This window comes from Methylomicrobium lacus LW14 (assembly GCF_000527095.1).
Taxonomy (GTDB): Bacteria; Pseudomonadota; Gammaproteobacteria; order Methylococcales; family Methylomonadaceae; genus Methylomicrobium; species Methylomicrobium lacus.
Map to the genome: position 1 here is coordinate 2,023,024 of NZ_AZUN01000001.1, position 25,398 is coordinate 2,048,421.

The 25,398-nt window shown below is 54.8% G+C and carries 28 protein-coding genes; 13 read left to right on the forward strand and 15 right to left on the reverse strand.

The window, feature by feature from the left end; all coding sequences use genetic code 11:
- Positions 1-54: 54 nt before the first annotated feature.
- The 3 genes from METLA_RS0109070 to METLA_RS0109080 form a co-directional block, all read right to left on the reverse strand.
- Positions 55-264, reverse strand: a complete 210-nt coding sequence (locus METLA_RS0109070; protein ID WP_024298253.1) for a SlyX family protein — start codon at positions 262-264, stop codon at positions 55-57.
- An 8-nt stretch (positions 265-272) separates the two neighbouring features.
- On the reverse strand, positions 273-1,655 hold the full coding sequence (hemN, locus tag METLA_RS0109075; protein WP_024298254.1) for an oxygen-independent coproporphyrinogen III oxidase: 1,383 nt from the start codon (positions 1,653-1,655) through the stop codon (positions 273-275).
- A 126-nt stretch (positions 1,656-1,781) separates the two neighbouring features.
- Positions 1,782-3,200, reverse strand: a complete 1,419-nt coding sequence (locus tag METLA_RS0109080) for a diguanylate cyclase (RefSeq protein ID WP_024298255.1) — start codon at positions 3,198-3,200, stop codon at positions 1,782-1,784.
- A 296-nt stretch (positions 3,201-3,496) separates the two neighbouring features.
- Here METLA_RS0109080 and METLA_RS0109085 point away from each other — a divergent pair, with 296 nt between their 5' ends.
- Together METLA_RS0109085 and METLA_RS0109090 are read left to right on the forward strand one after the other, a co-directional pair.
- A complete protein-coding gene (locus METLA_RS0109085; protein WP_024298256.1) occupies positions 3,497-4,993 on the forward strand; it encodes a phenylacetate--CoA ligase family protein in 1,497 nt (498 codons plus the stop codon).
- 133 nt (positions 4,994-5,126) lie between these two features.
- The gene (locus METLA_RS0109090; RefSeq protein ID WP_024298257.1) at positions 5,127-5,699 is read left to right on the forward strand and encodes a hypothetical protein; all 573 of its coding nucleotides are present in this window, start codon (positions 5,127-5,129) and stop codon (positions 5,697-5,699) included.
- Here METLA_RS0109090 and METLA_RS22935 read toward each other — a convergent pair.
- Positions 5,696-5,851 (reverse strand): hypothetical protein, encoded by a 156-nt coding sequence (locus METLA_RS22935; RefSeq protein ID WP_161635399.1) that lies wholly within the window; start codon positions 5,849-5,851, stop codon positions 5,696-5,698. The genes METLA_RS0109090 and METLA_RS22935 overlap by 4 nt on opposite strands.
- Between METLA_RS22935 and METLA_RS0109100 the strand changes: the two genes are divergently transcribed.
- The 6 genes from METLA_RS0109100 to METLA_RS0109130 all read left to right on the forward strand — a co-directional run bounded on the left by METLA_RS0109100 (position 5,850) and on the right by METLA_RS0109130 (position 9,740).
- Complete coding sequence (locus METLA_RS0109100) at positions 5,850-6,065, forward strand: DUF2905 domain-containing protein (RefSeq protein WP_024298258.1); 216 nt, start codon at positions 5,850-5,852, stop codon at positions 6,063-6,065. The two genes, METLA_RS22935 and METLA_RS0109100, sit on opposite strands and share 2 nt — an antisense overlap.
- Before the next feature lie 194 nt (positions 6,066-6,259).
- Positions 6,260-6,979, forward strand: a complete 720-nt coding sequence (locus METLA_RS0109110; protein WP_024298259.1) for a rhomboid family intramembrane serine protease — start codon at positions 6,260-6,262, stop codon at positions 6,977-6,979.
- Between the two features lie 90 nt (positions 6,980-7,069).
- Positions 7,070-7,396, forward strand: coding sequence for a hypothetical protein (locus METLA_RS0109115; RefSeq protein ID WP_024298260.1), 327 nt, complete (start codon positions 7,070-7,072; stop codon positions 7,394-7,396).
- 162 nt (positions 7,397-7,558) lie between these two features.
- The gene (locus METLA_RS0109120; RefSeq protein WP_024298261.1) at positions 7,559-8,293 is read left to right on the forward strand and encodes a DUF5765 domain-containing protein; all 735 of its coding nucleotides are present in this window, start codon (positions 7,559-7,561) and stop codon (positions 8,291-8,293) included.
- A gap of 95 nt (positions 8,294-8,388) precedes the next feature.
- Positions 8,389-8,730 (forward strand): hypothetical protein, encoded by a 342-nt coding sequence (locus METLA_RS0109125; protein ID WP_024298262.1) that lies wholly within the window; start codon positions 8,389-8,391, stop codon positions 8,728-8,730.
- A 119-nt stretch (positions 8,731-8,849) separates the two neighbouring features.
- Positions 8,850-9,740 (forward strand): carbon-nitrogen hydrolase, encoded by an 891-nt coding sequence (locus tag METLA_RS0109130; RefSeq protein WP_024298263.1) that lies wholly within the window; start codon positions 8,850-8,852, stop codon positions 9,738-9,740.
- 60 nt (positions 9,741-9,800) lie between these two features.
- Here METLA_RS0109130 and METLA_RS0109135 read toward each other — a convergent pair whose 3' ends face one another.
- A complete protein-coding gene (locus METLA_RS0109135) occupies positions 9,801-10,364 on the reverse strand; it encodes a thioredoxin family protein (protein WP_024298264.1) in 564 nt (187 codons plus the stop codon).
- A 183-nt stretch (positions 10,365-10,547) separates the two neighbouring features.
- Here METLA_RS0109135 and METLA_RS0109140 point away from each other — a divergent pair, with 183 nt between their 5' ends.
- The 4 genes from METLA_RS0109140 to METLA_RS22570 all read left to right on the forward strand — a co-directional run bounded on the left by METLA_RS0109140 (position 10,548) and on the right by METLA_RS22570 (position 15,054).
- Positions 10,548-11,726, forward strand: coding sequence for an NnrS family protein (locus METLA_RS0109140; RefSeq protein WP_024298265.1), 1,179 nt, complete (start codon positions 10,548-10,550; stop codon positions 11,724-11,726).
- Between the two features lie 39 nt (positions 11,727-11,765).
- Positions 11,766-12,767 carry a 4-hydroxythreonine-4-phosphate dehydrogenase PdxA gene (pdxA, locus tag METLA_RS0109145; protein WP_024298266.1) on the forward strand — a complete coding sequence of 334 codons (1,002 nt, stop codon included), beginning with the start codon at positions 11,766-11,768 and terminating at the stop codon, positions 12,765-12,767.
- A gap of 1 nt (position 12,768) precedes the next feature.
- Entirely contained in the window at positions 12,769-13,584 is an 816-nt protein-coding gene (gene rsmA / locus METLA_RS0109150) for a 16S rRNA (adenine(1518)-N(6)/adenine(1519)-N(6))-dimethyltransferase RsmA (protein ID WP_024298267.1), read from the forward strand.
- Between the two features lie 441 nt (positions 13,585-14,025).
- On the forward strand, positions 14,026-15,054 hold the full coding sequence (locus METLA_RS22570; RefSeq protein ID WP_024298268.1) for a TMEM70/TMEM186/TMEM223 family protein: 1,029 nt from the start codon (positions 14,026-14,028) through the stop codon (positions 15,052-15,054).
- A 122-nt stretch (positions 15,055-15,176) separates the two neighbouring features.
- Here METLA_RS22570 and METLA_RS0109160 read toward each other — a convergent pair whose 3' ends face one another.
- The 4 genes from METLA_RS0109160 to METLA_RS0109175 are packed head-to-tail and all read right to left on the reverse strand — an operon-like array spanning position 15,177 to position 17,386.
- A complete protein-coding gene (locus tag METLA_RS0109160; RefSeq protein ID WP_024298269.1) occupies positions 15,177-16,271 on the reverse strand; it encodes a peptidylprolyl isomerase in 1,095 nt (364 codons plus the stop codon).
- Positions 16,272-16,274: 3 nt separating this feature from the next.
- Positions 16,275-16,547 carry a BolA family protein gene (locus tag METLA_RS0109165; RefSeq protein ID WP_024298270.1) on the reverse strand — a complete coding sequence of 91 codons (273 nt, stop codon included), beginning with the start codon at positions 16,545-16,547 and terminating at the stop codon, positions 16,275-16,277.
- Positions 16,544-16,846, reverse strand: coding sequence for a YciI family protein (locus tag METLA_RS0109170; protein ID WP_024298271.1), 303 nt, complete (start codon positions 16,844-16,846; stop codon positions 16,544-16,546). The genes METLA_RS0109165 and METLA_RS0109170 overlap by 4 nt, the downstream gene beginning before the upstream one ends.
- 3 nt (positions 16,847-16,849) lie before the next feature.
- Positions 16,850-17,386 (reverse strand): septation protein A, encoded by a 537-nt coding sequence (locus METLA_RS0109175; protein ID WP_024298272.1) that lies wholly within the window; start codon positions 17,384-17,386, stop codon positions 16,850-16,852.
- A 383-nt stretch (positions 17,387-17,769) separates the two neighbouring features.
- Between METLA_RS0109175 and METLA_RS0109180 the strand changes: the two genes are divergently transcribed.
- Complete coding sequence (locus METLA_RS0109180) at positions 17,770-18,069, forward strand: DUF1244 domain-containing protein (protein WP_024298273.1); 300 nt, start codon at positions 17,770-17,772, stop codon at positions 18,067-18,069.
- Positions 18,070-18,104: 35 nt separating this feature from the next.
- On the opposite strand, the gene haoB is transcribed toward METLA_RS0109180, so the two are convergent.
- The 6 genes from haoB to METLA_RS0109210 all read right to left on the reverse strand — a co-directional run bounded on the left by haoB (position 18,105) and on the right by METLA_RS0109210 (position 25,226).
- Entirely contained in the window at positions 18,105-19,100 is a 996-nt protein-coding gene (gene haoB, locus METLA_RS0109185; protein ID WP_024298274.1) for a hydroxylamine oxidation protein HaoB, read from the reverse strand.
- A complete protein-coding gene (locus METLA_RS0109190) occupies positions 19,100-20,758 on the reverse strand; it encodes a multiheme c-type cytochrome (protein WP_281171943.1) in 1,659 nt (552 codons plus the stop codon). The genes haoB and METLA_RS0109190 overlap by 1 nt, the downstream gene beginning before the upstream one ends.
- 187 nt (positions 20,759-20,945) lie before the next feature.
- Positions 20,946-21,350 (reverse strand): hypothetical protein, encoded by a 405-nt coding sequence (locus METLA_RS0109195; protein WP_036281615.1) that lies wholly within the window; start codon positions 21,348-21,350, stop codon positions 20,946-20,948.
- A 200-nt stretch (positions 21,351-21,550) separates the two neighbouring features.
- On the reverse strand, positions 21,551-23,050 hold the full coding sequence (locus METLA_RS0109200; protein WP_245598767.1) for an ExeA family protein: 1,500 nt from the start codon (positions 23,048-23,050) through the stop codon (positions 21,551-21,553).
- A gap of 27 nt (positions 23,051-23,077) precedes the next feature.
- Positions 23,078-23,857, reverse strand: a complete 780-nt coding sequence (locus tag METLA_RS21420) for an OmpA family protein (protein WP_161635400.1) — start codon at positions 23,855-23,857, stop codon at positions 23,078-23,080.
- 616 nt (positions 23,858-24,473) lie between these two features.
- Positions 24,474-25,226, reverse strand: coding sequence for a radical SAM protein (locus tag METLA_RS0109210; RefSeq protein ID WP_024298279.1), 753 nt, complete (start codon positions 25,224-25,226; stop codon positions 24,474-24,476).
- Positions 25,227-25,398 lie beyond the last annotated feature (172 nt).

Here is a 25,398-nt window from a genome sequence, read left to right on the forward strand (position 1 = left end):
CATCGCCTGCGCGCGGCCGGCAAGCCAAATCAGGCTTGCCGGCCGCGCTTGAGCTCAATAATGCGGCGGGATTTCATGCACCGTTTCGCCGGGGGTACCGGCTTCGGTCAGCAGGTTTTGCATCCTCTCGTTCAACTGGCGGTAGGCCGTTTCGAGCCGGTCGATCTGCTGCTGTTGCTGGCTGACGATCTGATTCAAGGCCTGGAGTAAATCATCCTGATAGGCGGCCCTGATTTCGAGTTCTATGATCCGTTCTTCGTTCATCGCTTGCTTCATATGACTTTTGAAAATTGCTGCTGCGTTTTTTGCGCCAGATAACGGTCGAACACCATGCAGATATTGCGGATCAGCAAGCGGCCTGCCGAGGATACCGTGATGCCGGCGGCCGACAATCTGAGCAGGCCGTCGACCTGCATCGGCCGCAAGGCTTCGAGTTCGCGCGCGAAATAGCCGGCAAAATCGATCGCAAATTCTTTTTCGATCGCGGCAAAACTCAGGCCGAAATGGCAGATCAATTGCGTGATCACCGCGCGGCGCAATTTGTCGTCCTGATCGAGATCGACGCCCTTGAACACCGGCAATTTTTGATGATGAATCAGCCGGTCATAGGTTTCGAGGTCTTTCACGTTCTGAATGTACGCATCCCCTACCCGGCCGATCGAGGTGATGCCGAGGCCGACCAGGTCGCAGTCCGAATGCGTCGAATAGCCCTGAAAATTCCGGTACAGTTTGCCCTCGCGCTGCGCGACCGCGAGTTCGTCATCGGGTTTCGCGAAATGATCCATGCCGATATACACATAACCGGCCTCGGTCAGCCTGAGGCCGACCATTTGCAGGATCGCGAGCTTCACCTCCGGCGACGGCAGCTCGGCCTCATGAATCTGGCGCTGGGTTTTGAAGCGCACCGGCATGTGCGCGTAATTGAACACCGACAGCCGGTCGGGCTCTACGGCCAGAATCTTGTCCAGCGTTTTGGCGAAGGTTGCGACCGTTTGCAGCGGCAGGCCGTAGATCAGGTCGATATTGGTCGAGCGGAAGCCTTCGGCGCGCGCGGCTTCCAGAACGCTTAATGTCTGCTCCTCGCTTTGCAGCCGGTTGACCGCCTTTTGCACGTCAGGGTCGAAATCCTGCACGCCGAGGCTGATCCGGTTGAAGCCGAGCTCGCGCAGCAGCCTGATCGTGCTGTCATGCGTTTCGCGCGGATCGACTTCGATCGAATATTCGCCGCCGTCGTCGTCCCGCAACTTGAAATGCGCGCGCGTGACTTCCATCAGCTTGCGCATCTGCGCATCGCTCAAAAAAGTCGGCGTGCCGCCACCCCAATGCAGCTGATTGACGACCCGGCTGTTATCGAACAGCGCGCCCTGCATCGCGATCTCCTTGCAGAGATTGTCCAGATACGGCGCCGCATGCCCGCGATTCTTGGTCACGATCTTGTTGCAGGCGCAATAAAAGCAAACCGTATCGCAAAACGGCAGATGGAAATACAGCGACAACGGCCCGCCCGCCCGATTCGATTTGGCGATATGCCAGCGGTAATCGGTATCGCCGAAACCCTTGTGCAATTCGAGCGCAGTCGGATAAGAGGTATAACGCGGCCCGGCCTTATCGTAACGGTTGATCAGGTTCAGGTCGAAGATGATTGATTGATCCATGAAAGAGAAGTCTGGGGGGCAAAAATGCCGGCAAAGAATAAACAACCCAAGGGGATGTGTGCTTATTGTAGACGCAGTCGTTGCCGAACGTCCACGGTCAAAGCAAACGTCTATCGAACACGCTTATCAATTGGCCTTCACCCGATTGCGCCCGGAGGCTTTCGCCTCGTAGAGCGCGGCATCGACGATTTTCAGGAAATCTTCCAGAGACTGGCTATAGCGGTACTCCGCCACACCAAGGCTGACGGTGATCCGTTGCGGTATGCCGAAATCAAACAGCTGAACCTTTAGCCGGATCGTTTCCGCCAATCGCAATGCCCCATCAAGGTCCGTTTCGGGGCACAGCAGCAAAAATTCCTCGCCGCCCCAGCGTCCGAGCAGATCATTTGTCCTGACCGTATAGCCAATCAAGGTCGCCAATTTTTTCAACACCTGATCGCCGGCATGATGGCCGAAATTATCATTGATCACTTTGAAATGATCCGCATCGAGCATGATCACCGAAAAATTGGAATGATAGCGCCGAGCCCTGGCGATTTCCTTGGCAAAGACATGATCCAAAAATCGCCGATTCGCGATGCCGGTCAGCGCATCGGTATTCGATAATTGCTCAAGCTCCTTGTTCAAGGTCTGCAATTTGGTCCTGTATCGACGGACGACACATTCCCGTACAATCAAAAGCACGAGCAAAACCCCAAAACCCAAGAGGACATAGACGAGCAATCGGTAATCGCGCTTCTTTTCATAGGCGATGGCAATCCATTTGTTCAAAATCGTCAGTTTATCCGTCTCGGTCAGCGACGCGACCGCCTTTTCGAAGATGCTGAGTAACAAGGGCTGATCGTTTCTGACCGCGACCGACATCGTATAATGCACATCGGTCACGCCGGCGACTTTGATGTTCAATATTCCATGTTTTTGACTTTGGTAGGCAATCGTCGCGACCGTATCGAGATAAGCGAACACCTTACCGCTGGCGACCCATTCGAGCCCGCTATGGGCATCCTTGGCTTCGAGGATTCGTATATTCGGATATTTTTGCTTCAGTAAATCGAGCGCGGCAAAACCTTTGACGGTCACAAAGGTCTTGTGCAAAACAGTCCGAAAATCGGCAATGAACGGTTGATCATTGCGCGTGGCGATCACGATCGGATAGACATTGAACGGGCGCGTAAAATCCAGATACGCCAGGCGCTGAGGGGTCCTCGTCGCGCTGGATAGGATAGAGCATTTCCGCTGTTGGGCATATTCAAGCGACTCTTGCCAATCCGCCGTTTTTACCAAACGAATTTCCTTGCCTATCCGTTCGGCAAAAATTTTCTGGAAATCGGCGTTGATGCCGATATAGTCGCCCTGATCAGTCACAAAATCATAAGGCATCCAGTCGGGATCGACACAGACGCCGATAGGGTCGATGCGTTGCAAAAACTCGATTTCGCCGGCATTCAGCGGCAATGTGGAAACAGCGTTTTTCGGCACAAAGCGATCGGCCGCCCAAAGGGGAAAGCACAACGCAAAAATCAAAATCAGAACCTTGATGCGCATTTTTGAATGCCGACGACGACTTAAGCTTTTATTATGATAGGCAACTCAGTATAGCCGATATTCTTCGCGCTTGCACCCGCAGCCTAGGCCGGGGTTTCGCGGCGGCTGTGCCGGCATGCCGATACCAACGAACGCTTGACGGCCGTCCTTGACAAAAACCCAAGCCCGCTATTTGATATAGCCGCGCAATGCGGCAAGCGCCTGTGGCGCGGCTGTCTAAGGCGCATGATTTCCAGTCATCGGAGACACTGTCCGATAAAATTCTTTTCCCGTTGCCGCCTAACCCGGAGAGCCTGATGAAAACCGACCGTCCCGCCGCCGTGATCGAACGGCTTTCGGCCTTTCTGAACACCCCGCTCGATACGCTCATGCAGCAACGGCTGGCCGCCGATTCTCGGCAACACGCGCTGCAATTATTCAAAAAAACGGCCGCCAACGTGCCGGCTTACCGGCAATTTCTTCAGGACCAAGGCACCGATCCCGACCGGATCGCAGACTTCGAAGATTTTGCGATGCTGCCGCTCATGGACAAGGCGAACTATATGCAGAAATATCCGCTGCCGGCGCGCTGCCAAGGCGGCCAGCTCAGCGCTTGCGACCGCCTGGCAGTCTCTTCGGGATCGACCGGAATTTCGACCTTCTGGCCGCGCGCGATGACCGACGAACTGGACATCGCGCTGCGCTTCGAGCAGGTCTTCCGCCACAGCTTCCGCGCCGATCGGAGCGATACCCTGGCGGTCGTCTGCTTTCCGCTCGGCAACTGGGTCGGCGGCGTGTTCACGACCTCCTGCTGCTGGCATCTCGCGCAAAAAGGCTATCCGTTGACCGTCGCGACGCCGGGCAACAAACCGGATGAAATCCTGCGCGTGGTGCGTGAGCTGGGGCCTTATTTTGAACAGACCGTGCTGCTCGGCTATCCGCCCTTCGTGAAGGATGTGATCGATGCCGGTTCCGCTCAGGGCATCGATTGGCCCATTTACAAAATCAAGTTCGTCTTTGCCGGCGAAGTGTACAGCGAAGAATGGCGCAGCCTGATGCTGCAACGCGTCGGCTCGACAGCGCCCTGCCACGACTCCGCCTCGCTCTACGGCACGGCGGACGGCGGCGTATTGGGCAACGAGACGCCGCTCAGCGTCGCGATCCGGCGCTGGCTGGCCGAGCATCCCGCCGTCGCCCGCGAACTGTTCGGCGAATCGCGCCTGCCGACCCTGGTCCAATACGATCCCTGCAGCCGTTACTTCGAACTGATCGACGGCGCCACCCTGGCGGTCACCGGCGACAACGGCGTGCCGCTGATCCGCTACCACATCGCCGACCGCGGCGGACTGATCAGTCATGCCGACTTGCTCGCTTTCCTGAAAACGCGCGGGCTGCCCGCACTCAAAGACGAAGGATTCCCCCTGCCCTTTGTCTGGGTTTTCGGCCGCGCCGATTTCACCGTATCGTTCTACGGCGCGAACATCTATCCGGAAAACGTGGTGGTCGGCTTGGAGCAGGCCGAGTTGACACCCTGGGTCAGCGGCAAATTCGTGATGGAAGTCAAAAACGACCGCGACGGCGCCGAATTCCTGGCTGTCGCGGTCGAACTGCTGCCCAGGGTTGCGGCGGACACGGACACAGAGGCCGCCATCGCCGCGTCGATTCGCAATCAATTGCTCCGGCTGAACAGCGAATTCGCGAACTATGTACCGCCAGCCAAACAAATGCCTCGGATCGAATTACGGCCTTTCGGCGATCCGGATTATTTTCCTGTCGGCGTTAAGCACCGCTATACGCGGCGGAATGCGACCTGATGATTCCGTGCTCAGGGGCGTAATCTTGGCTCCAACGAGGTTCGCCCTAGCCAATAAGCAAAGTAAAAGTTTGCATTCCTCTGCATTGTCATTATAATATCGATTCGATACTAATAATGCTCGGAGGTCACTTATGCAATTCATCAAGACTATCACTCTGCTGGCCGCTGCAACCGGTTTGAGCCTGGCAAGCAGCGCGGCGATGTCCGAAACCGAAGGCTATCTGTCGATCTGGCGCTCTTCGGTCAAAGTCGCGGGAAAGGGTGACAATAAAACCCTGGCACTGGAAATCCAGACCGCGAAGCCGATCCCGGTGGACGGCAAATCCGGCGCCTTCGGCTATGCGGCGCTGACCGACAATGCGAATAATCTGCTCGTCGTGGTCACGCACCTGCCGATCGACGACAGCTCGCACGAAAATCAGGAAAGCGGCTTCCACACCCATGTGCTCGATTTAAAACAGCCGACGGCCGCCTGCGCGGGCGCCAACTTCGAGGTGGATCTGGAAAATTCGGCTAAAAACACCGCCTTCGACGCCGATTATCAATGGAAGGTCAATGGCAGTAAAATTTCGGTCGAAAATGTGCCGGTCAAGGATCTAGGCGATGCCGGCGTCGACACGATCGTTGCATTTACCTTGAAACCGGTGCTGAATGCCCAGCAAAAACCGACCAACCTTTGCGTGACCGTGACCGATAAAGGTTAATGCCGCCCCACCTCGATGGCGATACGAGTCTTCTGACTCAGGATTTCAGGTAAGATAACGCTTGTCCACTGCGAAAACAGCCAGCCCGATGTCGCTGGCTGTTTTTTCGCGCCGCCGTTTTTACCGCCTGTCATTCTTGCGAGGATCTTCATGCCGATCGGTAAATTATTCACGCTTATCGGTATCGCGCTGGCGTTGATCGGGCTTGTCCTGACTTATCTGCCCGGCCTCTTCGCCTGGTTCGGCAAATTGCCGGGCGATATCCGCATCGAAGACGGCAAAAAATTCATTTTCATACCGATCACTTCGATGATCGTGATCAGCCTGCTGTTAACGCTGCTGGCCAATTTGTTTTTCCGCAAATAAGTCCTTCCCTGCCGCTCAGAAAACAAGCGGGACTCCCCTGCCCCCCTCCTTATCCGCCTCGATTCGAGAACCTCGGTGCGCCAGCGTTTTTCCGATGGGATTCGCTATCTTGGCCGAACGGGAACTTTATCGCCTCATGATCGGCCTTTTGCATTACTATATCAATTATCAGCCGCTTTCACGGGAGTGAAATCATGATCCCCATCAGAGATACCGCACCATGCAATTCCCGCCCGGTAGTCACCTGGGGACTGATCGCGGTTTGTGTGAGCATTTTTGTCTGGATGCAGCTTTTGCCCTTTGAGATCAGCAATCCGCTGATTGCCCGCTTCGGCATGATACCGCTGCGATATTCGGACCCGGCATGGGCGGAACGGGTGGGCTTGCCTTTCGACGGCTATCTATCGTTTCTGACCAACCTGTTTTTGCACAGCAACTGGTTGCATTTGCTCGTGAATATGTGGTTTTTATGGATCTTCGGCGATAATGTCGAGGATAGGATGGGGCGCCTGTCTTTTTTGGCCTTCTATTTGCTGTGCGGCCTGATCGCGACGGCCTTGCAGTGGTATTTCGATCAGCGCCTGGAGATTCCGGTGGTCGGCGCCTCCGGTCCTATTGCGGGCGTGTTGGCCGCGTATTTTTTTCTCTATCCGCTGGAGCGCGTCATTCTATGGGTGCCGATCTTCTTGCTGCCGATCGTGGTCAGTGTCCCCGCCATCGCTTTTTTAGGCGTCTGGGTGATCATTCAACTGCATGATGCGACCACGTCACTCTTGTTCGAAGGCGGCGCGGCCAAGATGGCCTGGTGGGCCCACCTGGGCGGCTTTATTGCGGGTTTCCTGCTGTATCGCTTTTTCCTGAAGAAGCCGCCGGATGGAATAAAAATGGATGATTCGAGCAGCTTTAAGATATAATTCCCGATTAAAAAAAGAAAGCGCCTCGATGCGCTGTGGGTTCTTTTTTGACTAAAGTTTACTTAGTGGAATCAGGAAATTACGAGTCATATGAAAAAAATTAATGTTGCCTTGGTCAGGTTGCTCCAGTTCGTGGTGTTCGTCGTGTTCACCTTCGTGGTCATCACCTATTTCGGGGCGATGATTTTATTGCCTCTGGATGCGGTCACCTTGCTGATCAAGCTGTTCGGTCTGGTCGGCCTGCATGGCTTCATCGGTGCTGCTATCGCGATTCCAGCCGTGGCCTACCTGGGCTTGATCGTCTATCGGACGCCCGGCCTGTGCCCAATGATCATCGAAACCGGCGTCGATCTGGTCAAGATCGGCAAAGCCAAAGTCGAAGCGTTCAACGCGATCGCAAATTCGGTAAAAGCCTAGTTTTTCACCCCTTGCCCGGGGGAAAAGGCGTGACGGAGTTGTCCGCCACGCCTTTTTTATTGGGCGCATCAAAAAACATTACCACTTAAGGGGAATATGCTATTCTCCGCGCCGTTTGCTTTGCTTTGCATTGTATCAACTATTAATTGATTGAGGATCGTTATGTGTTTTAGTGCAAATATGTCGTTGGGCCTGGGTATCGTCGGCTTCGCCGCCTCAGGCGTTACGTTTATGGATAGAAGCGAAACCTTGCCGGTGCGCGCGGCCAGGGCCTTCGCAATCTTTCACTTTTCGTTGATGGAATTGATCCAGTATTTCGCGTACCCCGTCGTCGGACAATGCGGCTACGGCACCAACCAGTTACTCAGCGAATTATCGACCTATCATATCGCCTTGCAGTCCTTCGCGATCATGCCGGCCTTGGCGACCTATTCGACCGATCCCGGCGCCCTGAAACGCGCGACAATTGTCGGCGCGACCCTGAGCGGCTCGTTCATCCTGTTCAGCTTCCTGCCGAAAGAAATCCAGATATTCGCCATCCAGCCGAACTTCATCGGCGACATGATTTCCTGCCTGTATATGGGCACTTACCATGTCGCCTATGCGATTCAGAGCGCCCTCGGGCTGTTGGTGACCTGGGGCTCGTTGTTCGCGCTCGCGCTCAGCGCCTTCGTCTGGCCCAATAACTGGCGGATCGGCCTCTATCACGGCGTGATGGCGCTTTTCACTTTGTTCGTGCCGCAATGGCTGTTCGGCGTTTCGACCGGCGAAGCGGCCGCGATTTATTGCTTCTACTCGATCCCGATTACCGGCAGCTTCGTGCCGGCCTTCAAAAAATATTTTACGCCGAGTCCGACCGAAGCAGAGGCCGCCTTCGATCTGCGCGGCAGCGCCTGAGAATCGGCTAGTTCCCTGCACGAGGCAGACGGGAAATCAGCCGACTGCCTCGGCAAGAACGCGACCTCTCCTTCGATTTGTTTGAGGAAATCCTGATGAACGACACACGCTGGAATCCGGAAAAACCGGCCGTGATCATCGCCCTCTGCGCGGTCGGCCTGATCAATGCGATACAGATGATCAATCTGGTATTTTCGCCGATGTCCAAACAGGTCGGCGCGCTCTACCCGGCCTATTTTGCGTTTTCGGTGGCGTTGAGCCTGGTCTGCATCGCCGGCTTGTGGCTGCTCAGGCGCTGGGCGGCATTCGCCTATACCGTCTTGCTGATCTGCAATCAACTCGTGCTGATGAAGATGGGTTACTGGGAGATCACCGCCGCGATCATTCCGGGCGCGATCATCCTGTTGCTGTTCAAGCATCTGGACAGCTTACGCTAAGGAATCGCTCATTTTCTACAGGGGCGGAACCCAAATCCTGCCCCGACCATCTCCTGCACACCTGTCATACAAACCGTTATAAAATAAGCGGATTGAGCCAACCTTTTTTGAATCGTTTTATGAAATCGCCTATCATCGTTAGCGCCGTACAACAGCCCTGCCATCTGGACAGGCAAAGCAACCTCGACTTTTCGATCGAGAAAATCCATGAAGCCGCGGCCGCCAGGGCCGATCTGGTGGTGCTGCCCGAATTGCACCTGGGACCTTATTTCTGCCAAAACGAAGACTATCATAACTTCGACCTGGCCCAGCCGATTCCGGGCCCCACTACCGAAATTTTGTCCGCCGTCGCGAAAAAATTGAAGATCGTGATCGTTTCGACGATTTTCGAAGAAAGAGCGCCGGGCCTGTACCACAATACCGCAGTCGTCTTCGACAAGGACGGCCGGATCGCCGGCAAATACCGCAAAATGCATATTCCTGACGATCCGGGCTTCTACGAAAAATATTATTTCACGCCCGGCGACCTCGGCTTCACCCCGATCGAGACCTCGATCGGCAAGCTCGGCGTGCAGGTCTGCTGGGACCAATGGTACCCGGAAGGCGCGCGGCTGATGGCATTGGCCGGCGCGGACCTGTTGATCTATCCGACCGCGATCGGCTGGGACCCGAACGACACCAAGGAAGAACAGCAGCGCCAGTTGAACGCCTGGATCACGATCCAGCGCGCGCATGCGGTCGCGAACGGCATCCCGGTGATTGCCTGCAATCGGATCGGTTTCGAGCAGGCGCCCGACCAGGAAGCCGGCGTCGGCATCAATTTCTGGGGCAACAGCTTCATCGCAGGCCCCCAGGGCGACATCCAGGACAGCGCGGATGCGAGCGAAGTGAAAGTCCTGACCACGACGCTGGACCCGGCGCGCAGCGCGCGCGTCCGGCAGGTCTGGCCGTTCCTGCGCGACCGCCGGATCGATGCCTTCGGCGACATCACCCGGCGTTTTATCGACTGAAGCGTTCACTAAAAAGCCGCCTGCCCGGACCATCCGGACAGGCGGCTTCTTATCAAAGGCTCAATCCGCTTTCCATTTGATATTGCAGCCCATGCTCGGAATCTGCTGCGGATCGATCGTCCGGCCCGCGAGCAGATTGTCGAGCGCCGCGCGCAGATCCGCGCCGGTCAGCGGCACCTCGTTCTTCGGCGTGGAGCCGTCGAGGCGTCCGCGATAAACGCAGGCCAACGCCGCATCGAACAGGTAAATATCGGGCGTGCAGGCGGCCTTATAGGCTCTGGCGGCGTCCTGGCTTTCATCATACAGATACGCCGCGAAAGGCCGCCCCCATGCTTCCATCAAGGCCTTCATCTTATCCGGCGCATCGTCGGGATAATTTTGCACATCGTTCGCACTGATCGCGATCGTCGCGATGCCCTTGTCCTTGTATTCTTTCGCGATTGCGATCAACTGGTCCTTCACATGCAGCACATAGGGGCAGTGATTGCAGATGAACATCACGATCGTGCCCTTGTCGCCTTTCAGGTCCTGTAAACCGAAAGTCCTACCGGTCACCGTATCGGGCAATAAAAAGTCCGGCGCGATCGCGCCGAGCGGGATCATTTGGGATAACGTTTCCGCCATGGTCGAGTCTCCTTATCTTAAAGTTTGAAGTCCGACCGATTATAAATCGATCCTGATAACGGATAAACCTTTGCTTGCGTTCACAGTTTGACTGTCGACGGGCAAAGCATAAGACCCTTTTGCAGAGAATTGCGTATAATAGCGGGGTTTATGGAGCCGAACCGGATCGGATGGAGCACTTTTATGACCACACCCAAACTTTTCGATTACCCGCTTTTCGCCTTAGGATTCAGAGCGTTCTTTGTACTGGCCGGCCTATCGGCGCTGTTGCTGATCGTGCTGTGGAATGCGATCTATAACGGCAAGCTGAGCGCGGCCAATTATTTCGGCAATGTCAATTGGCATGCGCATGAGATGCTGCTCGGCTATTCCGCCGCGGTAATCGCCGGTTTTCTGCTGACCGCGGTCAAAAACTGGACCTCCTCCAGATTAACGCCGACCGGCGACCAACTGGCGACCCTGAGCCTGATCTGGCTGTACGGACGCATTGCGCCGTTTTATGCGGGGCTGTTGCCCGATGCGGTGATCGCGGCGATCGATTTTGCCTTCCTGCCCGCGCTGGCCTATCAGATCGCCAAACCGATCCTGGCAACCCGGCAATACGTCAATCTGATTTTTGTCGGCATCTTGCTGGTATTGACCGCTGCGAACGGCCTGATCCACGCCGGCATTCTGACGTCGCTCCCGCATCTGACCTGGCTGGGCCTGCAACTGGCGGTCGCGACAATCGTGTTGTTGATTCTGGTAATCGCAGGACGCGTGTTTCCGTTTTTTACCGAACGCGGCTTGCCGGGCATCCGCGTCAACAGCCAACCGCTGTATGAATACGGCGCGATCGGCAGCGCGGTGCTGGTGTACGGCCTGCTGCTGGCCGGCGTTTCGGGAACACTGTTGGCGCTCGCTTCGAGCCTTGCGGTGCTGTTCAATTTCGCGCGCATCTGGGGCTGGTATGTGCAGCGCGTCTGGTATGTGCCGTTGCTGTGGGTCTTGTATGCGGGTTACGGCTGGATCATTCTGGGCTTTGGCCTGACCGCGCTGTCCGCGTATGGCAAGGTGTTGCCGTCCCTGCCCCTGCACGCCTTTACGGTCGGCGGCATCGGCGTCTTAACCCTGGGCATGATGGCGCGGGTCTCCCTCGGCCATACCGGCCGGGCGCTGCGCGTTTCGAATGCGATGGCGATAGGCTTCATCCTGCTGAATGCCGGGGCCCTGATCCGGGTAGTACTGCCGATTGCCTTGCCCGACTGGTACGGCACGCTGGTTTATGCATCGATGCTGTTCTGGCTGGCCGCGTTTGCGCTGTTCGTCTATGTGTATTCCCCGATATTGACGGCCCCGCGTGTCGACGGCCAGGCGGGTTAACTGGACGATGGCGCTTACGACCGCTTTGCCAAATAATCAATGAATAGCCCCTCCTCCGCGCTGCCCCGCATCGCCCTGACGCCCGGCGAACCGGCCGGCATCGGCCCCGATCTTTGCATTCAGATCGCACAACAGGATTTGCCTTGCGAAGTGGTCGTGGTCGGCAGCGAAGCCTTACTGGCCGAGCGCGCTGAACTCTTGGGCCTCCCTATCCGGCTGAAGCGCTTTGACGGCGCCTCGACTCCCGCGCCGCACCGACGCGGGGAATTGTCGGTATTGCCTGTCGAGCTGATCGAGCCGGCGCAATGCGGACGCCTGAATCCCGCCAACAGCCCTTATGTGCTCAAAACGCTGAACAAAGCGGTCAAAGGCTGCATCGACGGCCTGTTCGACGCGATGGTGACCGGTCCCGTGCACAAAGGCGTGATCAACGATGCCGGCCAGGCGTTTACCGGACATACCGAATACATCGCCGGCATCACCGGCGGCAACCCGGTGATGATGCTGGCGACGCCCGGCCTCAGGGTCGCCTTGGTCACCACCCATTTGCCGCTGGCCGATGTCAGCCGGGCGATCACACACAGCCGCCTGCGCCAGGTCATCTGCGTGCTCGAACACGATTTACGCTGCCGTTTCGGCATCGAAAGACCGAAGATCCTGGTCTGCGGCCTCAATCCGCATGCCGGCGAAAACGGCTACCTGGGCCGCGAGGAGATCGACGTGATCGAGCCGGTGCTCGACAACCTGCGCCGACAAGGCATGAATCTGCACGGCCCGTTGCCTGCGGATACCTTGTTTACGCCCAAATATCTACTAGACGCGGACGCGGTGCTGGCGATGTATCACGATCAAGGCTTACCGGTCCTGAAACACATGGGCTTCGGCCAGGCGGTCAACATTACCCTGGGCTTGCCGATCATCCGCACCTCGGTCGATCACGGCACCGCCCTGGATTTGGCCGGCACCGGCAAGGCCGAGACCGGAAGCCTCTTCTATGCACTGCAAACCGCCGCGCAAATGGCGATCGGAAGAGAGAAATAAGATGGCGCATATGGCACGCAAACGTTTCGGGCAGAATTTTCTGCATGATCAGTCGGTGATCCGCCAGATCATCGCCTGCATCGGTGCCCGGCCCAGTCAGCATTGGATCGAGATCGGCCCCGGCCAAGGCGCATTGACCGAGCCGCTGCTGCAAGCCGGCGTGCGTCTCGACGTGGTCGAACTGGACCGCGATCTGGTGGTCTTATTGAAGCAAAAATTTGCCGGCCGAGAGAACTTCACCATTCACAGCGCCGATGCATTGAAATTCGACTTTTCGGCGCTGGCAAAGGAAGGCGAAAGGCTGCACATCGTCGGCAATCTGCCTTATAACATTTCGACGCCGTTGATGTTTCATCTACTGAGCAGCGCGCCTTGCATCGAAGACATGCATTTCATGCTGCAAAAAGAAGTCGTCGACAGATTGTGCGCGGAACCGGGTAATAAACAATACGGCCGGCTCAGCGTGATGATGCAATATGACTGCGAGGCGGAACATATATTCGATGTGCCGCCGGAAAGCTTCGATCCGGCGCCGAAGGTGATGTCGTCTATCGTTCGGCTCACGCCGCACCGCCAACGGATGGTTCAGGTCGATAGCCGGGAAAATTTGAATCGTGTCGTCACGCATGCCTTCTCGCAGCGCCGAAAAACCTTGCGCAACTCATTGAGAGACCTGATTTCCGATGACGAGATGAATGCATTGGCTATCGACCCGAAACTCAGGGCGGAAAATCTGACGCTGGAAGACTTTGCGAAACTGAGCAATCTGCTGGATATTGAGCCGCAAACCGAGCCCCCGGAAGAGGGCGAAAAATGATGCGACAAAATGCCACATTCCCATCTTGACAAATCTGATTAGAATATTAAGTGACTCCTGAGATGCAAGATTCCCGACGGGAATCCGGAGTTACTTATCCTTCTCTGATGCGGTCTAACCCACCGCATTTTTTTTGCCCGCCGTTTTTTGCCTCCCGCTTTCGCCTGATCCCATCCCCTAATTTTATTGCTCCGCCACGGGGGACAATCGCCGTCAAAATTTGTCTTATTCTTGCGCTTTCAACATCCCAAGTTAAAAACGCGATCGGCTGGGCATCAAAAATAATTTATTAGAAAATCGTTGGCGTTTCTGATAAATTTCAAGCGTTAAACCCAGACACTTGCTGCAAGTTGCAAAAACTTTCGCCTAACTTAATTATCGAGGGCTGCCGGCAAGAATTGCCGTGTTTGATGATTTTTTAATTAACAAGTAGGAGGATTTATGGCTATTTTAGATTCGACCCCTATAGAAATTCAGGCAACGGTTGCCGGCGTGCTGATCCTGCTGATCATCACCTTATTCGAAATCATCAATTTGCAGCGTGCAAGGAAACTGCATCGGCAGGAACTGCATGCCATCGCAAACGGCGAGATTCCGGCACAGAAACAACACCTGATCCCGCTATTCAGCTTGAGTATACAGTTTATTTTCGGCTTCGCCGCATTCGCCCTTTTCGTGTGGTGGATGATGTATCTGATCATCCTCGAAAATCCAGGCCTGGCCGTGGTCGCCGGCGTCTCCGCATTTATCGGCGTGATAACGCCTTTCATCGTCTGGAGTGCCTGCCGCAAGGCGGACCAGGAAACAGCTGCAGCGATCCAGGCTGCCGGGCAACGTCGTCAACAAGCCGCGCGCCAGGAAAGGACTCCCGAAACGCCGACGGTGCAAACCGTCGCTGCCAGCGTTATAGAAGAAACCGTATCCATCCCGGCCGAAATCGCCGTGATCGATCCGTCGCCGGTTGCCGAGCCTCGGCCGGCAGCGGAACCGCAGCCGAAAGTCGAAGTGGAAGCGCAGCCTGCGTCCGCGCTGTATCCGAAACCCGATCCGGCGCATGAACAGCCCCAGGATTCTATGCTGCGCCGTCATTTCATCACCCACCTGGCCGCGGCAGCCAAGCCTTCAGCGCCTGCCCGATCGACCGACTCCACGCCTTCAGTGCCGACCCGCCCGACCGACTCGATGCTGGCCCGCCATTATGATGCGATGCTGGCGAAGCGGACGGCGGTGGATTCCGCCCGGCCGGTTGTAACACCTGTAACACCTGTAGCGTTTGCAGCCGCAAAGTCATGCAGCAGCGGATGCTCCGATCCTGTCAAGCTGCCCGAAGACTCGTTGCTCAGACGGCATTTCTTGGCGACATTTCCGGTGAAAATTGAAGCGCAACAGCCATTGCCCGAGCGTCCGACCGATTCGATGCTGGGCCGGCATTTTGATGCATTCAATGAAGTTTTGCTGGCTGCGGGCTGAATAAAACCCGGTAGCGGCAGAGACGAAGATCAGGCTGGGCGGAAGACGTGGTTTCCGTCCGTAGATTTGAAGGACGGGGCGAACGCCCCGTCCCGGGTGTAGCCAGGATTAAATCATCCTGATTATTTCTTTTCAGCCGCCGGCTTGGCTTCTTCCTTTGCAGGCTCTGCGGCCGGTTTCGCGGCTTCTGCTGGAGCGGCGGTTGCAGGTTCCGCAGCTGGAGCCGCCTCGGCTGCCGGCGCTTTTTCTTCCGCAGGTGCAGGCGCTGGCGCAGCCTCGGCCGGCGCCGCTTCTTTGCCGGCAGCGCCTTCAGCGGCCGGTTTTTGTTCCGCACCCGCAGCAGGCTCGGTTTTCGGTTTTTCTTCGGTCAGCGGCACCAGAATCTCGACTTTTGCCTGCTGACGCATCCCTTCAATCATTTTTTGGAATTTTTGACGTTGCAGGTAAGGCGTCAATTGGTCCTTGACCGCTTCCAGTGGAGGAGGCGTTTGCTTGCGGGAATCTTCACGCAGGATCACATGCCAGCCGAATTGGGTTTGCACCGGCGCGGCGGTGTATTTGCCTTTTTCGAGTTTGGCGACCGCTTCGGAGAAAGGCTTGACCATTTGGTCGGAGACAAACCAGCCCAGATCGCCGCCGTTTTGTGAATCCTTCGCATCGATCGAATTTTTGTTCGCCAACTTCGCAAAGTCGCCGCCCTTGTCGAGTTCGGCGATGATCTTTTTCGCTTCATCCTCGGTCTTCACCAGGATATGACGCGCCTTGTATTCGGTGCCGGCTTCGGCAGCGACCTTGGTGTCATACTCGGCCTTCACTTCCGCATCGGTGACCGGATTGGTCTTGAAGAAGTTTTTCAGTTCGGTCTGGGTCAGGATAGATTTTTTGGCATCTTCCAGTTGTTCCAGATATTCAGGCGACTTGTCCAATTGTTTTTGCAGCGCATCCTGAACCAGCAATTCGCGCTGAATCAACTCTTCGACCAGCTTTTCTTTGGGGAAATTTGCGCCATGCGCACGCGTGGCGATTTCTTTTTCCAGGGCTTCCAGTTGCGCCTTGCTGATGTATTTGCCGTTAACCGAAGCGACCGCGTCTTCTTTTTTGACAATGCTTTCGATCGGCGCCGAGGCAGAGGGGGCGCCAGTATCACCGGATTGTTGTTCACAACCGACAACCAGGCCGGCGCCTGCGACGAGCAATGGGATGATTTTTTTATTCATCGATTAATTTCCTTTGGTTTCTTCTGAGGGGGTAAGTGCATTAATGCCCAAGGCATGAATTTGTTGCTTCATCAGATCACCGAGCGCCTGATAAATCATCTGGTGTCTTTGCACCATGGATTTGCCTTCAAACTGCGGCGACACAATCGTGACATGATAATGGCCGCCGCCGCGGTTGCCGGCATGTCCGGCATGCGCCGCGCTATTGTCGATAATTTCGAGCGTTTGCGGTGCGAGGGCTTCGGTGAGTAATTGCTTGATCAATTGCGCTGTCATTGAGGAAAGACCTTTTTAAACGGTTTGACGATAACCTTGGCATAAACGCCGGCTTCGATATAAGGATCGCTGTCGGCCCATTGCCGCGCGGCCTCGAGGCTCGCGAATTCGGCAACGACCAGACTGCCGCTAAAACCGGCGTCGCCCGGATTTTCGCTGTCGATCGCGGGATGCGGACCGGCCAACACGAGCCGTCCCGCGTCCTGAAGCGCCTGCAGTCTTTGCAAATGTTTCGGGCGGACGGCCAGTCTTTTGGCCAGACTATTCTCTACGTCTTCACTGATGATCGCGTATAACACGGATTATTCCTCGGTTTCCGGAAGATGTTTATAAATCAACGCGACTTGCCCGAGTAGAAAAACAACCATCAGCCCCGGCACCACGAAAGTTTTGAACATGACCCATTCGTCGGTGCTGTAGTGATACATCACATAGACGTTGATAAAGCCGATGCTTAGGAAGAAGATCGCCCACAGCGTATTCAGACGCCGCCAAACCGCATCGGGCAGGGTCAGATTGGCCGACAGCATTCGTTCGATCACCGTTTTTTTACCGACAAACTGGCTGCCCAGGAAGACCACGCCGAACAGCCATTCGATGATCGATAATTTCCATTTGATGAACTGCTCGTTTTGCAGAATGATCGTGGCTCCGCCCATCACTAGGATTAAGCCTAAGGTTATCAACTGCATCGTGCTGACCTTACGGGTCTTATACCAACTGATGGCAACCTGCAGAATGGTCGCGACAATCACGACGCCGGTGGCGACGTAAATATCGTAAAACTTATAGGCGATAAAAAATAAAACGATCGGAAAAAATTCGAGTATCGGATTCATGCGGCTGGTGCGATGGAGGACGCAGTGTTTTCGTTAGTGTTGGATGTAAACTCTGATGGTGCGGTCATGACCAGAAAGAGCCCGAGCAAAGATAATGGGGATGGCGACGGCTAAATTCAAGGCCGCTTTTCCCGCTGTCATGAAACGGTCCCATTTGCCTTCAACTTTCGCTGTTTTCGTCGTATCCGCTGCCGGAAAAATGTTAATTCAGCTGAGATCGCCGTGACCGCCTTTCGCGGTTGGGGCAGGAACCTGCAAGTTCCGAGGTCGTGGACTGTTAGTCCATCAGGAATGGGTTGGTATTATAATGGTGACGCGGTGAAATGTACATCATTCGACTTTTGGATTCTGATAAAATGGTTTTGAATTACAGGAGAATAGGTATGGATAAACAAACACAGACAGAAATCGAGGCGGCGGCCTTTAGACGGCTGCTCGCACATTTTCAACAGCATACCGAGGTGCAGAATATCGATTTGATGCTGCTGGCCGATTTTTGCCGGAACTGCCTGGCCAAATGGTATGCGGCGGCCGCGCAGGAACGCGGCGAAGCGGTCGATTATGAACAAGCCCGGACGATCGTCTATGGCATGCCTTATCAGGAATGGCGCGAGAAATATCAGCAGGAGGCAACGCCCGAGCAATTGGCCGCGTTCGAGCTGAAGCAGAAACAAAAATCCTGAGCGTCGAGCCCTCGCTCTTCTCCGCGCTTCAGGCGTTAACGCATTGGCGGCTGATCGACCTTGTAAATGGACAGAAATCCGCCCCAATGACTCTGGTAGACCAGGCTGACGCCCTCGGGCAATTGCTTTAACGAATCGACAAAAGGCAGGAGCCGCACCAGCAGCGAGTTTTTCGCTTTCGCATCGGGCGTGGACCAGACGCGGTAATAATTGCCTTCTTTCTGGGCCAGATAATTGCCGTCGCCGGTTTCTTGAGCCCAGCGCTTGACCTGGGCGATATCCCCATGCAAGTCATTGCCCGCCAGGATATTTTTGGAATCGAGCGCCAAGGCCGCGCCGCCGTAGGCGGAAAGCTCGGCCAGATGCAACAGCAGGTCATTATTCACCAGCAGATAGACGGGCCGCGAGGTGCCGAAATGCGCGGCGATCTCGGCCAGGGCTGTGTCGCTATCCATGGTCAGCCAGCGCGCCATTTGCATCAAGCGCGCGCCCTCCTCGGCCGATGCCAAGGGCAGATTGTCCTTCAACGCCTTCCACACCGGATTGACGAAAGTCTGCATGGCCGGTCTCTGCAACCAGGGCGCCTTGCCACTCAGGTAACGGATGCGCTGGCCATCGTCCCACCAGCTCAGAAACAGGGCGTCTTCCGGCGCCTTGCGGGCAATCACATCGGCGGCGGACTGCCAAACATCATGACGCAAGCCGGTCGGACTGGAAGCAATCTCCTGCGCGTCCTTCGGAAACAGCACCGCGCCCTGTTGCATACCTTCGTTATCCTGATAGCGGGCAAGCAGCAGATCGAATAGATCCTTGCCGTCCTGGCTAAAGATATAGCGTTCGACCGACTGCGCAGGGAAACGGCCCGGCGCACCGGTCTGTGCTGCCGGCGCATGGCGGACAGCAAGTTGTTCACCGCCATCCGCCTGCATCGCAGGCGAGGATGCCCATTGCCGGTACAACATCGTACCGCCCGTTGCGAGCAGCACGATACTGAGCAACAAAAGCAGTGCCTTCCTTGTTTTTTCAGACATCACTTGGACTCTTCGCCCTGTTCGCTGGTTTCTGCTTTTTTGAATCGAAAAGGTCCAAACACCTTATAGGCGACGCCAAGTCCCAACACGATCAATAACAGGCCGGTGAAACTCAGGCCACTGCCACCTTCTTTGCTCTTTGCCGTTGATGCCGGTGCGGCTACTGCTTTACTGCCGGCCGCTGATTTCCCTGACGCCTCGCGCAGGCGGGTGTCTTCATCCATGATTTCGGCATAGTCCTTCATCAGCTCCGACCAGCCTTCGGTGTAAGTGAAGCCGCCCGGATTGGTGTGGAACATGCCTTTATAATGTTTGATCAAATCATGCTCCCACATGTCGGCATGGATACGCTCGACGCGACTGGGGTTGTTGCCTTTCGCCCAGAACAACTGGAAGAAGCCGCCCGGCGCATCCTTTTCCGGCGCCGGCGGATGGGGGCGATTGGTTTTCTGCCCAACCAAGAGGCCGTCGTCATAAAGCTGAGTGACAACTTTCTTGGCTTCCTGCTCCACGGCCAAGGCTTGTATGGTGCCCTTGTCGGCCGCATCCAGATAGGCCTTCGCGAAGCTGGCCGAATGGCACAAGCTGCATGTATCGACCCAGGCCTGTTTGCGGTCCTCGAACCAGGAATGGCCGAGGTTGTCGGCGATGGCCGGCGTCGGGTTGAATGCCCAGCGCACTTTGCGCACCAGATTGTGGGAATAGCCGCCTTTGTATTCGAAGTGGCAGACCTGGCACGTCGGCGCCGTATAGCCGCCCTTCGCGATCGCGTCTTTCAGCGGGACCTCGAAATTCCACTTGGCTTTACCCTGCGTTTGATACACGGTGCCGTGCTTGGACATCATGAAGTTTTCAAACTCATTGTGATCCGCGCCGTTGTGGCAGGTGGAGCAGGCTTCCGGCTGCCGGGCTTCGGCGGCGGAAAAGCTGTGGCGGGTATGACAGCCGTCGCATTTGTTTTGCTGGTAATGGCACATGTCGCAGCCTTGCGCAACTTCCCGTTCCGGCATGGCCGCCCAGATGGTGTTTTCGACGTTCGCTTCCCAGTCGACCGCATGGGAAGGATGGCCCTTGCCCCACTGTTTCTGCGGCCATTCCTGGTTTTTTTCCGACTCGGCTTCGGCGAATTCATCCAGGTGGCAGGTGCCGCAGGCCGCGCGGTCCGGCATCACCAGATTCTCGGCGTGGTTGACTTTTTCTTTACCGACACCGCCGTGACAATCGATACAGCCGACCTGATCGAGCGGCTGGCCTTGTTTCAGGAGACCCTGTTTGACCAGGTTGCCTTCCACTTCGGCCAGCTTTTGCTTTTTGTAGGCGCGCACATCGCTGTCCGGCAGGTTTCGAATCGCGGAAAGATTACTGTGGACGCTGTTTTTCCAGGCATGGAATGCGCCCGGCGTGGAGGCTTCATGGCAAGTGGCGCAGGCAGCGCGGCCAAATTCGCCCTGAACGGTTTTGGGCGGCTTGTAGAAATCCTTCGGATTCCAGTATTTCTGGATTGGAATCGGCTCCCAATAGGCGGCGTGCGATCCCTTGCCGGGGTGCGCGTCATAATAATTCTTCTTGAGCTGTTCAAAATCGGGTTTGTCCGTGCCGGCAACCCCGATGCCGCTGAACCCCATTAGGCTGAATAACAACATCAGCAAAGTAAGCATCTTGTATCTCATAATGCACCCCTGTAACCGGTCTTTATTGCTATTTTGTATCGATTCAATACTAAAGTCTAGCGCAATACGCGTCAGAATAAAACAACTAATGCAAGGGGGCCTACGGTTGTCAGATGTACAGGGGCATGATTCATGCCGATGATCCTGCGTCCTATCTGTAAGGACGTTTCTTGTCCTAACCTCTTTGCCGGATAGAAAGACGCAATACGCTCGTTGCCGATGTTTCCTGCAACCAGGCGCCGCTCTCGAAATGCTGAATAAAAAGTTTACCGATGGAGTAAGTGATGCCGGCCGCAACGACCGGTCGGACAACGGGATGGCCGACTGCTGTCAAGCTGGGTAGGATTTTTCTGATGCTACTTCCCAGATAAACGCTAATCCATTCGGAATGCGCGCCACCGAGAATAGCGGCTACGATCGCTTTATTCTTTTGCTTGCTCATGTGGGTACCGTAAAGCCCGCAGAGGTCGCACAGTATTTTGCTTAACACGCCATCTACGGCGATCTGATATAACAAAACCGTCGGAATCAGTCCCATGCCACTCGATAACAACGTATAGCGGTTGACGATTTTCAGCACCCGTCGCCTTAACTGTTGTTGTTCGATATTTCTCGCGCGAGAGCGGGATAGGTGGGTTCGATCATCATTAACCATGTCAAAGCCCTCTGGACTGTTATTATCGAATATACCCGCAGCCTCTGGAATGAAAAGCCTTTACTTTTACCATCGCTTGCCTATAAAAAGCCAAGGAATACAAAGTTAAAACGTCGAGTTCACGCTCACATGCTTTCGGTATAAAACAAAAGACTCGCTGCCAACAATAAAAGGGAGCCCAAAAGCAGCAATATCGTAAACAACCATGAGGATTTATCCTGATGTGTAGGCGCCGATTGGACTTTGCCAACAGGTGGGCTTTCCATTCTTCTTGTATCGGACTCGATCGTCTCGGTGTTTTCCTTTAAGTACGAAGCCTGCGGTGCAACCTTTTGCTGCGTTTCCTCCCCGCGACGATTCACCAGCCGCAGAAAAACTTCACCGCCTAAGCCTATTTCATCAGCTGCCTGTCTCACGCTATCCAGATCAACGATCGTTTTGTTGGCTTCATAGCTAATACGAAGCGCCCTGTCGCAAAACGTATTAATTAAACGAGGTGTGCCGCGAGCCGCATAGATGACGGTTTCAAGGGCATCGTCAGTAAAAATGCTCGACTGACTCCCCGCGACTTTCAATCGATGCAGAATATACTCATACGTTTGCAAAGGAGTCATTTGGCCAATCGATTCCAACCAGGCAATGCGCTGTTTGAACGACTCCAGATTCGGCCTGTTCAATTTAACAAGGAAGTCATCCTGTCCAACCAGGAGTATTTGAATAAGCTTGAAACTGCCTTGTTCCAGATTATTCAAAAGCCGGACGCACTCCAGCACCTCGTCGGCTATTTTATGCACCTCATCTATAATCAACAGGCAGCGATTGCCCTCATTGAGAAGCTTGAGTAAAGATTCCTTAATATCCTTTAACACAAAAACTCTGCCGGGCAATTGAGGGCTGATATGCAATTCTTGTGTCAGAAAAAGCAGCAATTCTTCACTGGTCTCGGGAGGCTCGCCTAACCAGATGATTCTGGTTTGTTCGGGAACGGATATGATGAGTTTTTGACTCAAGGTGGTTTTCCCTGTGCCGATTGGCCCCGCCACCACCATCAAGCCTTTGCCCGCCGACAAACTATCGATCATGCGGCTGAGCACACGGCTATAATCGCCTTGGTTGAAAAAGCATGACGGATCAGCAACATTTTCAAACGGCATGTTTTGTAATGCAAAATGATTTATATACATACTACCTTGTTCCAGATTGTTCAAAAGCCGGACACATTCCAGCACATCGTCGGAAATTTTATGCGCTTCCTCCATAATGACCAGGCAACGATTGCCCTCGTTATGGAGTTTTAGCACATACTCCTTAATATCTCTTAAAACAAAAGTCCTGTCGGGCGATTCAGGGCTGATTTGCAATTCTTGTGTCAGAAAAAATAACAGATCGTCACTGCTAGCGGGCGGCTTCGCTAACCAGATTATTCTAGTATTCTCGGAAACAGACGCCATGAGTTTCTCAGTAAAGGCGGCTTTTTCCGAACCACTCGGGCCCGCCACCACCATCAAGCTTCTTTCCGCCCATAGACTGTCCATCATTCGACTGAGCAAATACCGATAATAGTCTAGGTCGAAAAAATATGCCGGATCAGGCAGATTTTCAAAGGGCAGGCTTTCTAAGGACAAACGATTTCCAGGCAAAGTGCAATTTAACTATTTCTGTCGAGCAGGCGAGAGTTTTATCTCCACTCGGCGATTCTTCGAGCGGCCCGCTTTGGTACGGTTGGAAGCCACCGGAACAGCATCGCCAAGCCCCTTCACAATGATTCTGTCGCCGGCGACGCCTTTTTTCTTCAGCAGTCGGGCGATAGACGTTGCCCGCAGCATCGAGACGATTTTATTCCACTTTGAGGCTTGCAAAGGGGTGAAGCCATCCGGTATCGATTTATCGGCATGTCCCTCAACAATGACTTTATCCGAAGGCTGCGCCTGGATAAGTGGGATAATGTTATCGATCGCTTCTTGTGCGCTGGCTATGGGTATTGCCACTCCTGGAGAAAACGAGCCATCACCCAGAACGAGCAGCGTCACCGGTCCCTTTGGAGGAGAAGTTTTTTCCTCTGCCGCGATTGGCTTGACTAACTCTGGCGATTTTTCATCGAGTGGCGGGATAGTTGCCTCCGGGACGGCTTGCAGTGATTGCGTAGTGCGCAAATCCCCCCGGCTTGTATCAATTGCATTATCGATTTGCTCAACCTTGCCTTCAAACTGCGTGATGGATGACTCTAGCTTATTATCGACCTCGGAACTCTGCGTTTGTTCCTGCATCGGTTTATCAATAGACTGATCGAATGATTCTGACGATGCATAGGCCTCTGTTTTGCCTCCTTGTGAAGCTGGTTCTCTCCGCAAAGGGATTAACAGTGCCGAAATAAAAATCAATAGGGACAGCCCATACAACGTAAATGAGATCACGGTAATCGCTCTGCGCATTGCAATGCTCCGGTTATTGTTCCCCATAGAATCCACTTCGTCCCGTGAAAATCCTCTGTTCCCGATTCGAACCGGGTTGTAGCGGAGTCGAGGGAGAAATCTCAATAGCAGCTCAAAGCATCCCCGCACCACCGAATGGCACGGCCAAAGCCATAGATTGCCGCCAGCAGGACAATGACCGTGGTCTCATCGGTATTTTCAAGGCACTTTGCCTAGCTCTCCGAGAGCTTGCCCTGCGTTTCCCATAAAGCCGGCATCAATCAGACAACCCCGCCACTTAATCCTATCATAAGTTTTTATGCAAATTTCATAAATTTCATTACAAGATTAGGGTTATTGCTTTCAAGAAGGTTATGCGATTTTCCTGTTGCTGTCATGCCGGATTGACGGGGATTCCTATAGAAAAAACGCTAGCCCTTAGTCATTGGTTTGTGACGAGGTGAGCTAGTGTGACGCTCGAATTACCAATAACTGGTCTGTTAGAGTAGCATCGGGGGCAAGAGGTTTCAAAGCGTGTTCAATATTTGCCAGGATGGCTAACCTTGGTGGGATTTAAGGCACACTCAGGCACGAAGCCAGGCAATCGCGAACGCTGGATTTCCTTCGTTCGCCCATTCTATGCGCCGGACTGCCGAGTCAGACCAAGACGCAGGGCGACAGCCAGCGCTTCCTGATACTCTGCCGCGCTGACAGGGCGGGACAGCTCCGGGATGCCGCCGGCCCGGTAGCAGGGATAGTACTGGTCCATCAGATTCAGATAAGTGCCCGTGGAAATCTCGCGGGCGATGAACTCCAGCACCTTCCCGGTCCCGGCCAATCCGTTCGGCAGAACCAGGTGCCGTACCCACAATCCCCGATAGGCCAGGCCATTCTTGTCCAATTGTAAATCGCCGACCTGACGATGCATTTCCCTGACCGCCGCTTGATTGACCTCCCAATAATTGCGCACATGGGAATAGCGGTGGGCGATCGCAGAATCGCCGTATTTCATGTCCGGCATATAGATGTCGATCACGCCATCCAATAAGGCGAGTGCCTCGGGGCTGTCGAATCCGCCGGTATTATAGACCAGAGGCAGCCTGAGCCCTTGATGGGCCGCGATCAGAGTCGCTTCGAGCACGTCTTCTTCGCCGTGATGGGGGCCGTAGCTGTAAACGACGGCGCGCTCGCCGATCCGGCATACCGCGCCCTGAACGGTTCGGATGCGATCAACGCGGCAATAGCGCGCGCAGAGGTCGCAGTCTTGCAGATGCCGGCGGGCAATACGGACGCGCTGTTCCAGTTCACCGCTTTCAAGCAAAGCCAGATAAGCGGCCTGAAAGCCAGCATGGGCTTTTTGAGCGGGCTTCGTCGCTGGGTTGCTCAACATAAAGCACTCCTCTCGTGCTTGGCGTCAATGGGTCTGAACTCGCCATTGCGATACGCTTTCTAATATGACGTATCGGAACGGGATGAGTTTCGGTTTGACTGTCATTCCATACAAAATCACTGCGGCTGCCCCTGGGAAACAAAGTATCCCAACAAAACGCTATCGTCAGAAC

Bases quoted from the DNA above. Each gene is read 5' to 3' on its own strand.
- hemN (WP_024298254.1), bottom strand. From the start codon at position 1,655: ATGGATCAATCAATCATCTTCGACCTGAACCTGATCAACCGTTACGAT.
- METLA_RS0109130 (WP_024298263.1), top strand. From the start codon at position 8,850: ATGAAATCGCCTATCATCGTTAGCGCCGTACAACAGCCCTGCCATCTG.
- rsmA (WP_024298267.1), top strand. From the start codon at position 12,769: ATGGCGCATATGGCACGCAAACGTTTCGGGCAGAATTTTCTGCATGAT.
- METLA_RS0109110 (WP_024298259.1), top strand. From the start codon at position 6,260: ATGATCCCCATCAGAGATACCGCACCATGCAATTCCCGCCCGGTAGTC.
- METLA_RS0109120 (WP_024298261.1), top strand. From the start codon at position 7,559: ATGTGTTTTAGTGCAAATATGTCGTTGGGCCTGGGTATCGTCGGCTTC.
- METLA_RS0109080 (WP_024298255.1), bottom strand. From the start codon at position 3,200: ATGCGCATCAAGGTTCTGATTTTGATTTTTGCGTTGTGCTTTCCCCTT.
- pdxA (WP_024298266.1), top strand. From the start codon at position 11,766: ATGAATAGCCCCTCCTCCGCGCTGCCCCGCATCGCCCTGACGCCCGGC.
- METLA_RS0109210 (WP_024298279.1), bottom strand. From the start codon at position 25,226: ATGTTGAGCAACCCAGCGACGAAGCCCGCTCAAAAAGCCCATGCTGGC.
- METLA_RS0109125 (WP_024298262.1), top strand. From the start codon at position 8,389: ATGAACGACACACGCTGGAATCCGGAAAAACCGGCCGTGATCATCGCC.
- METLA_RS22570 (WP_024298268.1), top strand. From the start codon at position 14,026: ATGGCTATTTTAGATTCGACCCCTATAGAAATTCAGGCAACGGTTGCC.
- METLA_RS0109175 (WP_024298272.1), bottom strand. From the start codon at position 17,386: ATGAATCCGATACTCGAATTTTTTCCGATCGTTTTATTTTTTATCGCC.
- METLA_RS21420 (WP_161635400.1), bottom strand. From the start codon at position 23,857: ATGCGCAGAGCGATTACCGTGATCTCATTTACGTTGTATGGGCTGTCC.
- haoB (WP_024298274.1), bottom strand. From the start codon at position 19,100: ATGTCTGAAAAAACAAGGAAGGCACTGCTTTTGTTGCTCAGTATCGTG.
- METLA_RS0109135 (WP_024298264.1), bottom strand. From the start codon at position 10,364: ATGGCGGAAACGTTATCCCAAATGATCCCGCTCGGCGCGATCGCGCCG.
- METLA_RS0109070 (WP_024298253.1), bottom strand. From the start codon at position 264: ATGAACGAAGAACGGATCATAGAACTCGAAATCAGGGCCGCCTATCAG.
- METLA_RS0109160 (WP_024298269.1), bottom strand. From the start codon at position 16,271: ATGAATAAAAAAATCATCCCATTGCTCGTCGCAGGCGCCGGCCTGGTT.
- METLA_RS22935 (WP_161635399.1), bottom strand. From the start codon at position 5,851: ATGAAGATCCTCGCAAGAATGACAGGCGGTAAAAACGGCGGCGCGAAA.
- METLA_RS0109085 (WP_024298256.1), top strand. From the start codon at position 3,497: ATGAAAACCGACCGTCCCGCCGCCGTGATCGAACGGCTTTCGGCCTTT.
- METLA_RS0109090 (WP_024298257.1), top strand. From the start codon at position 5,127: ATGCAATTCATCAAGACTATCACTCTGCTGGCCGCTGCAACCGGTTTG.
- METLA_RS0109140 (WP_024298265.1), top strand. From the start codon at position 10,548: ATGACCACACCCAAACTTTTCGATTACCCGCTTTTCGCCTTAGGATTC.
- METLA_RS0109180 (WP_024298273.1), top strand. From the start codon at position 17,770: ATGGATAAACAAACACAGACAGAAATCGAGGCGGCGGCCTTTAGACGG.
- METLA_RS0109190 (WP_281171943.1), bottom strand. From the start codon at position 20,758: ATGCTTACTTTGCTGATGTTGTTATTCAGCCTAATGGGGTTCAGCGGC.
- METLA_RS0109165 (WP_024298270.1), bottom strand. From the start codon at position 16,547: ATGACAGCGCAATTGATCAAGCAATTACTCACCGAAGCCCTCGCACCG.
- METLA_RS0109115 (WP_024298260.1), top strand. From the start codon at position 7,070: ATGAAAAAAATTAATGTTGCCTTGGTCAGGTTGCTCCAGTTCGTGGTG.
- METLA_RS0109100 (WP_024298258.1), top strand. From the start codon at position 5,850: ATGCCGATCGGTAAATTATTCACGCTTATCGGTATCGCGCTGGCGTTG.